Source organism: Niastella caeni (assembly GCF_004834005.1).
GTDB classification, from domain to species: domain Bacteria; phylum Bacteroidota; class Bacteroidia; order Chitinophagales; family Chitinophagaceae; genus Niastella; species Niastella caeni.
In genome coordinates this window covers 73562-89695 of sequence record NZ_STFF01000001.1, presented here as the reverse complement: position 1 = coordinate 89695, position 16134 = coordinate 73562, and the positions used below count along the sequence as shown (strand labels likewise).

Below are 16134 nucleotides of genomic sequence, written 5' to 3'. Positions count from 1 at the left end.
AACAAAAATAAAAATACTGTTTAATTTTTGGTTGAGTACTAAAATATTTTTAATTTACTATCCTTGTTTCTATAAAATCTGTAGTATTAAAATATCTGCTCATGAAGTACGCACCTGTTCAAAATTATATAAATGGACAGTTTGTGGATGCATCTACCGACCAGACACTGCCCGTTATATCACCACTCGATGGCACCTTGCTGTCTACAGTTCCTATGTCGGTCCCCAAAGATCTTGATGCCGCTGTACGATCAGCTAAAATTGCGTTCCCCGCCTGGAGCCATATGCCTATTAAAGAAAGGGTGCAGGTGTTATTCCGGTACAGGTATTTGCTCGAAAAGCATTTGAAGGAGCTGGCGGCGTTGGTGAGCGAAGAAAATGGAAAGACAATGGGCGAAGCTATAGCCGAAATAGAAAAATGCATTGAACTCACGGAATTTGCCACTTCGCTGCCACAACTCGTTACCGGCGAAGTGTTGGAAGTGAGCAAAGGCGTGGAATGTCGCACCGAGCATGTTCCGTTGGGTGTGGTAGCTTCTATAGTACCCTTCAATTTTCCCAGCATGGTGCCTAACTGGACCATTCCCAATGCGCTTGCCCTGGGTAACTGCATGATCATAAAGCCTTCTGAGAAAGTGCCGTTAAGCGTAGGCCGGTTAGCCCAATTATTAAAAGAAGCCGGTTTGCCCGATGGCGTTTTCAACGTAGTACATGGCGATAGTGTAATTGTGAATGCCATTTGCGATCATCCGGGTATTGCTGCTGTATCGTTTGTAGGCAGCACCAAAGTCGCGAAGATTGTTTATCAGCGCGCTACCCATCATTATAAGAGATGCCTTGCTTTAGGCGGCGCCAAAAACCACCTGCTGGTATTGCCCGACGCCAAAGCCGACATGACCGCACAAAACGTCGCCGCTTCCATGAGCGGTTGCGCCGGACAGCGGTGTATGGCCGCCTCTGCGATGGTGGCTGTAGGCAATGTAGATCACATCATACAAAAGATCTGCGAAGAAGCGAAGAAGATAGTACCCGGTGAAAACCTGGGTGCGGTGATCAGTAAAGAATCCAAAGAAAGAATAGAACATTATATAACGGAAGCCGAGGCGCAGGGCGCTAAAATACTGGTTGATGGCCGGAAGGCTACAGTACCAGGTAAAGAACAGGGTACCTATGTAGGCCCTACCGTTATAGATTATGTGAAACCAGAAATGGCTGTTGCGAAAGAAGAGATCTTCGGTCCCGTTATCAGCATCATGCGTACCAATACGATTGATGAAGCCCTGGCTATTGAAAATGCCAACCCTTACGGTAATGCCGCAGCGGTATTTACGCAAAATGGCGGTATGGCGCGGTACGTGATCGACCGGGCCAGTGCCGGAATGATCGGTGTTAACGTTGGCGTGCCAGTACCCCGCGAACCGTTCTCTTTTGGCGGATGGAATGAAAGTAAATTCGGTGTAGGCGATATAACCGGAAAAAGTTCTATTGAATTCTGGACCAAGCTCAAAAAGTCTACGGTGAAATGGAATCCCGAGGCGGGAGTGAATTGGATGAGCTGATGGTTAATGTGCTAATGTGATAATTTTATAATGTGATAATGGAATACAGGAAATGGAATTAGTAATTTGTAATTGGGAATTGGGTAGAACCTCCGATTCTTGATTACCGACGAACGGTTGCTTGTTTCCTTTATGCCTTGTTGCCTTTATGCCTTTTCTTGCTTGTAGCTTGAAGCTTGCAGCTTGAGGCTGTATTTCACGATTCTGCCCGATTGCCCTTAGTCTATTATATAATTGCCAATTGTTTCAACCATGACTCAAACCACCATATCCGAAGCACAGGAAATTATTCGTGATAATATGGATTACACGCTTTTTTCGTGGAGCAAGCAAAAAGGCCTCGCGCCCATTGCCGTGAAATATGCCCGGGGCGTTTATTTGTATGATTACGATGGCAAACGGTATCTCGATTTCTCCTCCGGCCTGATGAATGTGAACATTGGTCATGGTAACCAGCGGATAACACAGGCCGTTATGGAGCAAATGCAACAGGTAAGCTATGTAACGCCCAGTTGCGTAACCAAAGTACGTGGCGAGCTGGGTAAGAAACTTGCATCGGTAACACCGCCGGGATTAACAAAAACCCTGTTTACCGTTTGCGGGGCCTCTGCAATTGAAAATGCCATCAAACTCGCCCGGTTATATACGGGCCGGCACAAGGTCATTGCCCGGTATCGTGCGTTTCATGGCGCTTCCTACGGAGCTATGACAGCCGGTGGCGATCCGCGCAAACTGGCTTCCGATGCACAACAGGTGCCGAACATTATTCACGTTGAAGATCCCTATTGCTATCGTTGTCCATGGGGACAGGAAATTACAACTTGCCGCCGCGAATGCGTCAGTCACATAGAGCGGGTCATTGAGTTCGAAGGCCCGGAAAATATCGCCGCCATATTGATGGAAGGCGAAAGCGGTTCATCGGGGTGCATTAAATATCCACCCGATTACTTGAAAAAAGTGCGTGCCTTGTGCGATAAACACAACATCCTGCTCATTGCCGATGAGGTAATGAGCGGATTTGGCCGTACTGGCAAATGGTTCGGGGTAGATTATCATGGCGTGGTGCCTGATATCATTGCCACTGCCAAAGGACTTACCGCCGGCTATCTTCCTTTAGGCGCTTTGATCGTGAACGATGCCATTGCAGAATATTTTAACGACCGTGTATTGTGGCTCGGCTTAACGTATTCGGCACATCCGGTTAGCTGCGCGGCCGGACTGGAAACATTGAAGATTTATGAAGATGAGAACCTGTTGGAGAATGCCACCAATATGGGACATTATATAGATCAGCAGGTAGAACTGTTAAAACAGAAACACCCCAGTATTGGCGATTTCAGGAATACCGGTTTACTGGGTTGTATTGAGCTGGTCAAGAACCGCACTACCAAAGAACCTATGGCACCATTTAATGCCAAGCCCGATGAAATGGCGATCATGAACAAGGTGGCCGCCAAACTGAAAGAACTCGGCATGTACACTTTCGTGCGCTGGAACTATATTTTCATTGCCCCGCCGCTATGTATTACCAGGGAAGAAGTGGATGAAGGACTGGCTATGATCAGCGAAGCCATTGCAATTGCGGATGAATTCGTAAATTGAATAGATGGTTTGATTGTTTGATGGATTGATGGTTTGATTTCCACTACCATGATCTCTGACTATAGGCAGCCAGCTAATAACCGGAATGCATATGGTTCAACAACTAACCATCTAACAATTTAACCATCAAACTACCCAAAAACAAACGACTCCCGAAAATGGAGAACAAATCGCTCTATAGTGAAGACCTTGCTCCCGTTCCGGTAGCCAACCGTAAATGGAATACCTGGAATTACGCAGCCTTATGGATCAGCATGAGCCTGTGTATTCCCACCTATATGCTGGCCAGTTCGCTTATCGGCGGTGGTATGAACTGGTGGCAAGCCATCCTGACTATTTTTCTTGGAAATACGATTGTTCTTATACCTATGATCCTTAACGGGCATGCTGGAGCGAAATACGGCATTCCTTTCCCTGTATTCGCCCGTGCCAGCTTTGGGGTTCGTGGCGCTAATATTCCGGCCATTTTGCGGGCCATTGTAGCTTGCGGCTGGTTTGGCATTCAAACCTGGATAGGCGGTGCGGCCATCTATCAAATGATCAGAGTTTGGAGTTCCGGGTTACCTGAAATAGATGCAACTTCGTTATTTCCCCAGGCAGTTCCTTTTATTTGCTTTTTAGCATTCTGGGCGCTCAACATGTTCATTGTTTACCTGGGTGTTGAAAGTATTCGAAAATTGCTGGTATTTAAAGCCATCTTTTTGCCGCTGGCGGCGCTGGCATTATTGTTCTGGGCCATCAGCGCATCCAATGGATTAGGTCCCATATTACAACAGCCATCTAAATTTGCGACCACTTCGCAGTTTTTTGACTTTTTCTTTCCGGCACTAACGGGAATGGTTGGATTTTGGGCAACCCTATCGCTCAATATTCCTGATTTCACCAGGTACGCAAAAAGCCAACGAGCACAAATTAAAGGACAGGCCATTGGCTTACCGCCCTCCATGACGTTATTTGCCTTTATTGGTGTGGTAGTTACATCCGCCACGGTCATTATATATGGTAACACCATTTGGGACCCGGTAGTGTTGGCTGGTAAATTTGAAAGTAAATTACTGGTGAGTGTGGCGATGATTGCCGTGGCCATTTCAACTTTAGCTACAAATATTGCCGCCAATATTGTTAGTCCGGCCAACGACTTTGCCAACCTGGCGCCGTCGAAGATCTCATTTCGCAAGGGGGGGTATATTACCGGCGTACTGGGCGTTTTGATCTTTCCCTGGAAGCTGATTGCCGATCCTACGGGTTACATCTTTACGTGGTTAATTGCATACTCCAGTTTATTAGGGCCGGTGGGCGGAATCATGATCGCTGATTATTATTTCATCCGTAAGCAACAGCTATCTACAACTGACCTGTATAAAGCAAACGGACTGTATACATTCAAGAACGGGTTTAATTACAGCGCCATCATCGCATTGCTGGCAGGAATAGTGCCTAATATTCCCGGCTTTCTGACTACTATTAAAGTGATTGCACAGGACAGCGTACCGGCGTGGATCTCGCATTTATACAATTATGCCTGGTTTGTTGGCTTTCTAATTTCAGGAATTACCTACCTGCTTATGATGCGTAATTATAAACCACTGGTATCAGATTCTATCACTGCAAAAGAAGAAACACTTCATGTCGCTATTGATTAAAAACGGACGGGTCATTACTGCGGACGCGGACTTTACAGCCGATATTTTTGTTGTGGATGAAACCATACAAGCTATTGGTAAGAACCTGGGTATGCAGGCCGATAGGGAAATAGATGCCACCGGTAAACTGGTATTTCCGGGCGGTATCGACCCGCATGTACACCTCGATATGCCTTTTATGGGTACTTTTTCCAGCGATAATTATGAAACAGGCACACGCGCTGCTTTGTTTGGCGGTACTACCATGGTCATTGATTTTATTCTGCAAAAGCAGGGTAACTCGTTGCAATCGGCATTGGATGAATGGCGTTCCCGGTCTGATAATAATTGTGTGGGCGATTACAGCTTTCATATGGCGGTCACCGACTTTAACGACAATACCCGAACCGAAATAAAGAAGATGATAGAGCAGGAAGGCATTACTTCCTTCAAAACCTTTATGGCTTATAAGGGGGCGCTCATGATCGACGACAGGCAAATGATCGGCTTGATGGAAGAAGTGAAGCAATATGGCGGTTTGATAAACGTTCATGCAACAAACGGCGATATGATCGATTACCTGGTAGCCAAGCACCGCGCTGAAAAGAAGTTGTCACCCTTGTATCATTACCTCTCACAGCCTGAAATAACCGAAGCGGAGGCCTCTGAACGATTTGCCGATATGACGTACTATACCGGCTGCCCTGGTTATATAGTTCACCTTACCTGCGAAGGCGCGTTAAATGCAGTACGCAATGCTACCCGTCGTAATCAGAAAGTATTTGTAGAAACGTGCATTCAATACCTGATCCTCGACGCCACTTTATATGAAAAGGATTTTGAAGGCGCCAAATGGGTGATGAGCCCGCCATTGCGCCAGCCAAAAGACCAGGCAACTTTATGGGCCGGCATCAACCAGGGATTGGTGCAGGTAGTGGCAACAGACCATTGTCCGTTTAAATGGGAGCAGAAGCTCATGGGCAAAGATGACTTTTCGAAGATACCCAATGGGCATCCGGCTATAGAGAACCGTATGGAATTATTATACAGCGAAGGTGTTCATAAGGGAAAGATCAGTTTGAATAAATATGTAGAAGTAGCGTGCACGAACCCCGCAAAGATATTCGGGATGTTTCCCCGCAAAGGAACATTGGCGCCGGGCAGCGATGCAGATATTGTGATCTTTGATCCGAATGAATCGCATGCGCTTTCTGTAAACAGCCATCACATGAATGTCGATTATTCGGCCTATGAAGGATGGCCCATAACCGGCAAGGTAAAAACGGTGATCTTACGTGGACAGGTAGCAATTGATAATGGAAAATGCCTGGTGGAGAAAGGGTATGGGAAGTTTATAAAAAGGAATAAGGTAGAAGGGAAGATATAAGTAAAAGTTTTGGTTTATTGTTTTTGGTTTATGGTTTTCCCTATATCGGGATTGCTTAGAAATGGGAAGGTTCAAAAACAATAAACGCTTTTCGAACTGAAGAACTATAAACTGTAAACTATAAACAATAAACTGTAAACTATAAACTGTATTATGGCTAGAATAATCAAATCCGGATTAATACAAATGAGTTTGCCGAAGACGGAAGGAGAGGGCACGATAGAAGAGATCAAAGAAGCAATGGTGCAAAAACATATTCCATATATAGAAAAAGCAGGTGAACAAGGTGTGCAAATTTTATGCTTGCAGGAGATCTTCAATACGCCTTATTTCTGTCCGGGCCAGGATAGGGCCTGGTATGAATCTGCCGAGACCGTGCCGGGGCCAACGACAGAGCGCATGGCAGCGTATGCTAAGAAATATAACATGGTGATGATCGTACCTGTATATGAAAAAGAACAGGCCGGTGTTTTATACAACACGGCTGCGGTGATTGATGCAGACGGTACGTACCTGGGAAAATATCGCAAGAACCACATTCCCCATACTTCCGGGTTTTGGGAGAAGTTCTTTTTTAAGCCGGGCAACCTGGGTTATCCTGTTTTTCAAACCCGGTATGCAAAAGTAGGTGTGTATATCTGTTATGACCGGCATTTTCCTGATGGCGCACGGGTGTTGGGGTTGAATGGTGCAGAGATCGTGTACAATCCCTCTGCTACGGTGGCGGGGTTATCGCAATACCTGTGGAAGCTGGAGCAACCGGCGCATGCCGCTGCCAATGGTTATTTCATGGGTTGTATCAATCGTGTAGGACAGGAGAAACCCTGGAATCTGGGCAAGTTTTATGGTTCCTCGTATTTCGTGGACCCGCGCGGACAAATATTTGCCATTGCTTCAGAAGATAAGGACGAATTACTGGTATCTGAATTTAATTTAGACATGATTGAAGAGGTAAGAAGCGTGTGGCAGTTTTACAGGGACAGAAGACCGGAAACATATGGTAAATTGGTGGAATTGTAATTAATTTGAAAATGAGGTAATTTGAAGATTTGTAAATGGAGTGCAGGCAAGACTATGGGTTTGCATTATTTAATTACCTCAATTTCATGCTTTAAAATTGTATTAAACTGGGATTAGATACGGAGAGCTGCGACTAAAGGAATTTTCAAATTATCTAATTTTCAAATTTTCAAATTGATTAAGAATAATAGGTTAACGGCTGAACAATACGAACAGAATTTCAGCGATATTCATCCGCCATTCGACAGCAGGGAATCGGCGCTGGTGGAAGCCAATCGTTGTTTGTTCTGTTATGATGCGCCCTGTACCAAAAGTTGTCCCACCGAGATCAATATTCCCAAGTTCATAAAGCAGATCAGTACCGACAATGTAAAAGGATCGGCTCACACCATATTTGTCTCCAACATCATGGGTGCAGGCTGTTCCCGAGTGTGTCCCGTTGAGAAATTATGCGAAGGGGCTTGTGTATATAATTTACTCGAAGAACCGCCTATTCCCATTGCCCGTTTGCAACGCTATTCCACAGAACAGGCCATGGAAAAAAAGTGGAAGCTGTTTGAACGGAAGCCAGCTACGGGAAAGAAAGTGGCCATTGTAGGCGCTGGTCCGGCGGGACTGAGCTGTGCGCATGTGTTAAGTCGCGCGGGCATTGATGTAACTATTTATGAGAAGGAGAGTAAAGGCGGTGGTTTGATGACCTATGGTATTGCCGCCTATAAAGTAACGCCGCAGTTCTGTAAAGACGAAGTGGATTATATCACTTCCATTGGTGGCATCAATATAAAATATAACCAGGAGTTAGGTAAAAATATTACGTTGGCCGATTTAAAAAATAGTTATGATGCCGTATACCTGGGCTTTGGTGTAGGCCTGGCCCGCCAACTGAATATTCCCGGCGAAGAATTGGATGGCGTGGTTGATGCCATCCGCTTTATTTATGATATCCGGGCAGGTGCTTATGAACAAGTGCCGGTTGGTGATAAGGTAGTTGTAATTGGTATGGGTATGACGGCTATTGATGCCGCTACACAGGCAAAAAGATTAGGCGCAACAGACGTTACCCTGGTATATCGCAGAACGCAGGAAGAAATGCCTTGTACCGAAGCGGAACTTGATATTGCCAAGCTCGATGGATGTCGCATCATCTGGCTGGCCGCGCCAGCTACCATAATTGGCGAGAATGGAAAAGCAACCCACCTGGTATGCAACCTGATGCAACTGGGCGAGCCCGATGCCAGCGGTCGACGTTCACCGGTAGAGACCGGCGAAACCTTTATCCTGCAGGTGGATATGGTTATTAAGGCGGCCGGTCAAATTCCTTTTGAAGATTTAGTTATAAGTAATCAATTACAGCATTCGCATGGAAAGATCGTTGTGCAAAATAATGGCGCAACCAATATCCCCGGCGTATATGCAGGCGGCGATTGTGTGAACGGAGGGAAGGAAGTGGTAGATGCGGTGCAGGCGGGGAAGGTGGGAGCTGCGGCGATCCTGAAGTATTTGAATATTGAAATGAATACGGGGAAATGAAAAATCAAAAATGAAAAATGAGGAATGAGAAAGGGAAGACAAAATGAATACTGAATAACGAATATTGAATGTTGAAGTTGAATACAGGGGAATGAATTAAGAATGAAAAATGAGGAATGAGAAAGGGAATACAAAATGAATACTGAATAACGAATATTGAATGTTGAAGTTGAATACAGGGGAATGAATTCAGAATGAAAAATGAGGAATGAGAAAAGGAATACAAAATGAATACTGAATAACGAATATTGAATGTTGAAGTTGAATACAGGGGAATGAATTCAGAATGAAAAATGAGGAATGAGAAAAGGAATACAAAATGGATACTGAATAACGAATATTGAATATTGAATGTTGAAGTTGAATACAGGGGAATGAATTCAGAATGAAAAATGAGAAAGGGAAGACAAAATGAATACTGAATAACGAATGTTGATGTTGAATACAGGGAAATGGTAACAAAGCAAAGGATTAAGAACTTAATGTGCTAATTTGAATATTGGGTTAATGAATAGTGAGCGGTTTTTCCATTTTCAAATTTGCTAATTTTCAAATTTTCAAATTGAATCTATGGCCGACATATCTGCAAATTTCCTCGGTATCAAATCTCCCAACCCGTTTTGGCTGGCGAGTGCACCACCTACCGATAAAAAGATCAATGTGCTGCGGGCATTTGAAGCCGGCTGGGGTGGCGTGGTTTGGAAAACATTGGGAAGCCAGGTTAAGAATGTATCGAGCCGCTATTCGGCCGTAAATTATAATGGCTCAAAAGTAATGGGGTTCAATAATATTGAACTTATCAGCGACCGGCCGCTTGAACTGAACCTGCGTGAAATAAAAGAGTGCATAAAATTATTTCCCGACCGCGCCATGATCGTTTCCCTGATGGCTGATAATACCCGTGAGAAATGGCATGAACTGATCGCCCAGGTAGAAGATACGGGTGCGCACGGACTTGAATTGAATTTCGGCTGTCCGCACGGGATGACCGAACGCGGTATGGGCGCTGTAGTAGGGCAGGACCCGGAAATTGCAAGGTTGGTGGTAGAGTGGGTAATGGAAAAAGCAACCATTCCCGTCATTACCAAACTTACGCCCAATGTACATTCGGTTGTGCCAACCGGAAAGGCCTCTGTAGAAGCAGGCACCAATGCCCTGTCATTGATCAATACCATTCAATCGGTAACAGGAATTGACCTCGATACGTATGTGCCCAATCCGTATGTTGCCGGTAAATCGGTATTCGGCGGTTATTGCGGACCGGCAGTAAAACCCATTGCACTGAAAATGCTGGCTACTATCAGCCAGGACCCCACAACCTCCAAAGTGCCGGTATCAGGTATTGGCGGCGTTAGCACCTGGAAAGATGCCGTGGAGTTTATGTTATTAGGCGCTACTACCGTGCAGGTATGTACCGCCGCCATGAAGCATGGCTTTCGCATCGTAGAAGATATGTGCGAAGGATTGAACAACTGGATGGATGAAAAGGGGTTTAAGACCATCAACGATTTTATCGGCAAATCAGTTCCACACCTTACACATTGGGAAGAATTGGATATCAATTACCATATCGTAGCCAATATCGATCAAAATAAATGCATCCACTGCGGCCTTTGTTATATAGCCTGTGAAGATGGCTCGCATCAATCAATTAATTTACAATACGGTAAGCCCTACAATACCTATACTATTAAAGAAGAGGAGTGCGTGGGTTGTAATTTATGTAAGCTTATTTGTCCGGTTGATGATTGTATAACGATGGTGGAACAGCGAAAGGGACCGGATTATCTTAACTGGAAAGAATTTCAGGCGCGGGGTTTACCATTGAATGATCATTAGCGTAAAATGCTGAAGGCCGAACGCTGAACGCAAAACGCTGAACGCATGAGTTCGATAATTTGAAACTGTCTGTAACTGTATTTCCCGGAAACCGGGAACTGGCAACCGGGAACTGTATTTCCCTGCAACCTGCAACCTGAAACTTGAAACCAGCAACCTGCAACAGGTAACCTATTTTTACCACAAAGTGGTATTGTATGTTTTTTAATACGATGTAACTTCACTCCCGATCCGTAGCCCACCCCAGCCCGATCCCACTGACTTAAGAACTACCTATAATTGTTGATGTCAAACTAAAATCAGTCAAACTTTATTGATATGATCAATGAGTCGTTGCAGTTCATTGCCGATGAACTGAATAAATACCTCGTGCTTAAAATGGGACCTGCTACCGAACCGCCAAGGCTTGTACTGGGTAACGTATCAAGAGTATTTGATGGTGAAGTGGCTTCGGCCGGTCTTAATAATAAAGCGATTCTTTCTTTAGTAAATGTGGAAGAAGATCGTATATCAAAGCAACAGGAGAATTTTGTAAGAACAGATGTAGCTACCAGGTATAAGAGTCCGCAATTGTATTTGAACGTGTACATCCTGTTTGCAGTTAACAGAACCACTTACAGCGATAACCTGCTGTGGTTAAGTTATATTCTGCAATTCTTCCAGTTTCAACATGTATTCACGCCAATAACACACCCTGCATTGGACCCCAGGATACAAAAATTGATAGTTGACTTGTGCACATTGAATTTTGAACAGGTCAATCACCTGTGGAGCACATTGGGTGGAAAATATATTCCTTCTGTATTGTATAAGGTACGGCAATTAACGATTGATGAAGATCTAACAGTCAGCGAAAGCGGGTTTATTAAAGAAGTACAGATTAACGACAAAGTAATACAACCTGTTACATCATGACAACAAAGTATAAGATATTATTCATGGTGGATCTGCTGAATGAGTACTATGCCAACTTGCAATGCAGGGATTTTAGCGTACTGCCCTCGGCAGAAACCGCGCAGGTGCTGAAGAATCACCAGCTCTTGTACAAGACCATTGGTAATAAGCTGGTGGTATTGGTGAAAGTAAAAACCGATGCCGGCAGTGAGGACGAACCCTTTGTAAGCATGCTGACAAAAACGAAGTTCCTGTTTTACCTCCATTTGAACCAGCCGGTATTTACCACCATTACCAATATAGATGCAGACCGGATGCAAATGAAGCAACGGTATTATTTTACCAACCTTCACCAGAACAGCGCAGGCGCCAATTTGCACCTGAGTAGTAAGATTGCCGACTATGATAATTTTACTCCCTACAAACCCGGCGATCTGGCAGATAATGGAGCAGGAACTGTATACGAATGTATTCAAAGTACGGCTGGCGGTAACAACACAACCAATGCCAACTTTTGGTTTTCACGCGGCGCTTCGCAATTCGTTTCTTCAGGCGATATGCTGCCTTTTATAACAGGCACAAACAGGTTTCGTACCACAGCGCCGGCTACTACCTTCAACATAAAAGTATTTGGATTAAATATAACCAACGACCAATACGACCGTGAAATAAAAATTACGAAACATACAGTAACCAGTGATAAACCCACGCAGGATGTATTGGCCGATTTGTCGGAATTGCCGCCTGCCCGGTATAAAGTACAGATCAATACCGATGAGTTTGATGTATTTGTAGATGATACAGCAGTGTACAGGAATGTATTCGGCGTTATTGAAATATTCAGTCACCTGCCTGCAGCCAGCGACTTTGCCTTGCTGGATGCAGCCGGGAAAGTAAAAGATACCGTGAGTGGCGGCACGCTGCAGTGGCTTCGCTACCAGATACGTTTTGCCAATCGCCTGGCCTACTGGAAGTATATAACACCCCGCAAGGGCGTGGTAGCGATCAATGACAAAACCAGCACTTATACTTTTTCGCAAATGCCTTCACCGCCAGACCCGCCGGAATATTTTCAGTCGGATCGCCCTATACCGCTGTATGAAATACCGGGGTTGTACGATCTGGAACTAAGCAGCCCGGTAAGTGATGAACCTCCTTCCGCCCCTAACCCCGACCCAAATATATCGGGCATGCTAAGCCGACAAGAACCCGGAAAAGATTATTACTGTACTATATATCTTAATTACTGAATCTTTAAAATCTATTAAATCATACAATATGGCAACCAGTTACAAAACACCCGGTGTGTATGTGGAAGAAATACCCAAGTTACCGCCATCCGTTGCACAGGTAGAAACGGCCATCCCTGCGTTTATCGGATATACAGAAAAGGCCGAAAAGAACGGAGAAAGCATTGCAGGCATCCCTACAGAGGTTTCTTCATTTATTGAATTTGAAACCTGGTTCGGAGGGGCTTATGGGTACAAACCTGGCGATGTTGAAGTACTGCTGAATGAAAACAACAATTTTGCAGTGCTGGAAGTATCGTACATCGACAAGGTCTTCTATCTATATGAAGCCATACGGTTGTTCTATGATAATGGTGGGGGTAAATGTTATGTGGTATCTGTTGGATTCTATTCAGAAGATACCTTTACCAATGGTGTGCTGGACAGTTCAACTGCCCTGAACACCGGATTGGATGCTATTGAAAAGTATGATGAGCCTACTATCTTAGTGATGCCGGATGCGGTAAACCTCGATGAAGCGGAGTTTTATGCACTACAACAGGCGGCCATTTCACAATGCGCCAAACTGATGGACCGTGTTGCTGTACTGGATCTTGATGAAAGAGATGCTGATGACCTCGATGCCGTTATTGATGATTTCAGGGATAATATAGGTATCAGTAACCTGAAATATGCCGCAGCTTATTCGCCCTGGTTGTTGACATCCTATCCCAGAACAGTAGATTTCGAACTGTTCCGTAATAATGTAAGGAACCATGATGATACAGCAAATATTAACCTGGCCACTGCTGTTTCTTCAGACGCTGATCTGAATGCGTTGGTGATTACCGCCAACAATTCTACCACCGACCGGAACCGCATCACAACAGATGTAAATACACTAAAGAACCCTTCAGCTTCCTTAACCGATCATTATAATTTCTTACGAAGCGCTGTATTGCTGGCCTCTGAAGCTACTACGGTAGCCGCCTACCAAACGCTGGTGAATTATGTAAGGGCCATTGCCGTGATTTTCCCTACCTGGTATACCGGCGCCAACAGGTTTTTGAACCAGGACCTGTTAAATGCCCTGAACTCTGCAGCCTCTGACCCTGGAACAGGTCTCAGGAACTATGTGAAGGCATTGATCGCTTATGAAAAGAATGCCGATGTAAATGTGCTGCTCAATGACGGTATGCCAGGTTATGTTACCGGTTACCAGGATTTCCCGCAACCCGATACAGATTCATGGTTAGGTGTGAACGATATAACAGATAATACAGTTGCTAATGGCATTGAACCCCTGGTCACCAATTTCGGAACTCCGGTTATGCCATCGGGTGGGGCCGCAGATGATACCGCCAACAGAGCAACGGTTATGGCCGCTTTGCCTGTGCTGGATGCTATTGCCAAAGGGTTGATTGAATTCGTTGCAAAAATTGAACTGGCGGCAGGTACGTATAAGAAAATGGCGCAGGACGCATTGTATGCCAATCATCCGATCGTAGCCAATATTGTACGCGCCATTAAAAAAACAATGAGTAAGGTACCGCCAAGCGGCGCAGTAGCCGGTATTTATGCACGCGTAGATAATACAAGAGGGGTATGGAAAGCTCCGGCCAATGAAAGTGTGTTGAATGTAACCGGCCCAGCCTTCCAGATAACTGCAGAAGACCAGTCGGATATGAATGTGGACCCTGTAGCCGGAAAATCTATCAATGCCATTCGTTCCTTCACTGGCAAAGGTACACTGGTTTGGGGTGCCCGTACGCTGGCAGGTAACGATAATGAATGGCGTTACATCAGCGTGCGCAGGTTCTTCAACATGGTAGAAGAGTCGTGTAAGAAATCTACCGAACCATTTGTTTTTGAACCCAATGACCGAAATACCTGGGTTCGGGTGCAAGGTATGATCGAGAATTTCCTCACTACTTTATGGAGGCAGGGTGCTTTGCAGGGCGCCAAACCCGAACATGCATTTTATGTAGCAGTGGGCCTGGGTAAAACCATGACCGCTCTTGATATACTCGAAGGCCGCATGATAGTAGAGATAGGTATGGCAGTAGTACGCCCGGCAGAGTTCATCATCCTGCGCTTCTCTCATAAGATGGCAGAGAGCTAGTAGTAAGTAGCGAGTAGCAGGTGGGGCTGTGAATTCCCCAACCAACTCGTCACTAGCCACTTACCACCAGCCTTTTAAAAATTAAACCATTAAAACAATAAAAATGGCAACACCGACATATCCCATAGCTAAATTTCATTTCTCGGTAAAGTGGGGTGTAGAGCGTATAGGTTTTACAGAGGTAACAGGTTTAGACGTACAGATCGAAGTGATCGAATACCGCGAAGGCAATAATCCCATATTCAGTAAGATCAAACAACCGGGTATGCTGAAGTACAGCAACATAACCCTCAAGCGTGGCACCATGGCTGCTGATTCAGACTTCTTCAAATGGATCAACGATATGGATCCCTACACACACGAATCAAAACGCCGCGAAATTATCATCAGCTTATTAAATGAAGGCCATACGCCCATCATGACCTGGACTGCCAAAAACGCTTTCCCGGTAAAATACCAGGCCAGTGATCTGAAAGCAGATGGCAATGAAGTGGCTATTGAAACGCTGGAGATCGCGCATGAAGGACTGACGGTTTTAGCGCAGTAACCTGATATACCAGTTTTTCAAAGCAGTATAGAATTCAGGGCTTGCCCCGCCTTGCTGTAACCCCTACACGTAGGGGCAAGCTCTGAGCCCTGTTAATTGGAACCAGATCAAGTAACCTGTAACATTGAGTTATGGCTTCTCCTTCAGCAGGAGGATATTATCCTCCCGTAGGGTTTCATTTTAGTGTAAAGTTCCTGAATATCGGGAATGACAACGACGTACGCTTTCAGTCGGTAGGCGGCCTGAATGTTGAATACGATACAGAATCGTTTAAGGAAGGCGGTGAGAACCGGTTCGAGCATAAGCTGCCGGTTCGTACCAAGTATCCTGATCTGTCGCTGAAAAGAGGACTGCTCACCGATTCAAAGCTCATCGAATGGTTCCTGGGCATATTACAGAACCGGGATTTTAAAAGTAATAAACCGGCAGAGATAGATATTATGCTGTTGAATGAACAACACCAGCCATTAAAAACCTGGCATATATACAGGGCCTGGCCAAAAAAATGGAGTGTGAGCGATCTCAACGCACAGGAAAACTCGCTGGTTATTGAAACCCTCGATCTGAGCTATAGTTATTTCACACTTCCCAAATAATACCAGTATGGGCCTTGAAATAAAAGAGCTGTATATCAAAGTAACGGTGAACCAGCCTTCACAGGGACAACAACCGGCAGCAGCGCCTGCGGGTGGCAACAATAAACCCGAAGAAGAAAAGGAAGCCATTATTGCGCAAAGCATAGAAGCATTTATCGAGATCAGTAAAAACAAAAACGAACGATAA

Annotated in this window: 13 protein-coding genes; all 13 read left to right on the top strand. The window is 45.0% G+C overall.

Annotation, left to right across the window (positions count from 1 at the left end; all coding sequences use genetic code 11):
- Positions 1–101 precede the first annotated feature (101 nt).
- Positions 102–1559 (top strand): CoA-acylating methylmalonate-semialdehyde dehydrogenase, encoded by a 1458-nt coding sequence (locus FAM09_RS00380; RefSeq protein WP_136575098.1) that lies wholly within the window; start codon positions 102–104, stop codon positions 1557–1559.
- A gap of 252 nt (positions 1560–1811) precedes the next feature.
- A complete protein-coding gene (locus FAM09_RS00375) occupies positions 1812–3161 on the top strand; it encodes an aminotransferase class III-fold pyridoxal phosphate-dependent enzyme (protein ID WP_136575097.1) in 1350 nt (449 codons plus the stop codon).
- Between the two features lie 158 nt (positions 3162–3319).
- Positions 3320–4804 carry an NCS1 family nucleobase:cation symporter-1 gene (locus tag FAM09_RS00370; RefSeq protein WP_136575096.1) on the top strand — a complete coding sequence of 495 codons (1485 nt, stop codon included), beginning with the start codon at positions 3320–3322 and terminating at the stop codon, positions 4802–4804.
- Positions 4788–6170 (top strand): dihydropyrimidinase, encoded by a 1383-nt coding sequence (hydA, locus tag FAM09_RS00365; RefSeq protein ID WP_136575095.1) that lies wholly within the window; start codon positions 4788–4790, stop codon positions 6168–6170. Before FAM09_RS00370 ends, hydA begins: the two co-directional genes overlap by 17 nt.
- A 153-nt stretch (positions 6171–6323) precedes the next feature.
- The gene (locus tag FAM09_RS00360) at positions 6324–7190 is read left to right on the top strand and encodes a nitrilase-related carbon-nitrogen hydrolase (RefSeq protein WP_208025456.1); all 867 of its coding nucleotides are present in this window, start codon (positions 6324–6326) and stop codon (positions 7188–7190) included.
- Positions 7191–7364: 174 nt separating this feature from the next.
- Positions 7365–8720: an NAD(P)-dependent oxidoreductase gene (locus FAM09_RS00355; RefSeq protein ID WP_136575094.1), complete on the top strand. Its 1356-nt coding sequence runs from the start codon at positions 7365–7367 to the stop codon at positions 8718–8720.
- 570 nt (positions 8721–9290) lie between these two features.
- Positions 9291–10559: an NAD-dependent dihydropyrimidine dehydrogenase subunit PreA gene (gene preA, locus FAM09_RS00350; protein WP_136575093.1), complete on the top strand. Its 1269-nt coding sequence runs from the start codon at positions 9291–9293 to the stop codon at positions 10557–10559.
- Positions 10560–10877: 318 nt separating this feature from the next.
- A complete protein-coding gene (locus FAM09_RS00345) occupies positions 10878–11474 on the top strand; it encodes a DUF4255 domain-containing protein (RefSeq protein WP_136575092.1) in 597 nt (198 codons plus the stop codon).
- The gene (locus FAM09_RS00340) at positions 11471–12703 is read left to right on the top strand and encodes a hypothetical protein (RefSeq protein WP_136575091.1); all 1233 of its coding nucleotides are present in this window, start codon (positions 11471–11473) and stop codon (positions 12701–12703) included. The genes FAM09_RS00345 and FAM09_RS00340 overlap by 4 nt, the downstream gene beginning before the upstream one ends.
- Positions 12704–12731: 28 nt before the next feature.
- Positions 12732–14804: a phage tail sheath family protein gene (locus FAM09_RS31170; protein WP_136575090.1), complete on the top strand. Its 2073-nt coding sequence runs from the start codon at positions 12732–12734 to the stop codon at positions 14802–14804.
- Between the two features lie 103 nt (positions 14805–14907).
- Positions 14908–15351, top strand: a complete 444-nt coding sequence (locus FAM09_RS00330) for a phage tail protein (protein WP_136575089.1) — start codon at positions 14908–14910, stop codon at positions 15349–15351.
- A 131-nt stretch (positions 15352–15482) separates the two neighbouring features.
- Complete coding sequence (locus tag FAM09_RS00325; protein WP_136575088.1) at positions 15483–15947, top strand: phage tail protein; 465 nt, start codon at positions 15483–15485, stop codon at positions 15945–15947.
- 7 nt (positions 15948–15954) lie between these two features.
- Entirely contained in the window at positions 15955–16134 is a 180-nt protein-coding gene (locus tag FAM09_RS00320) for a DUF5908 family protein (RefSeq protein ID WP_136575087.1), read from the top strand.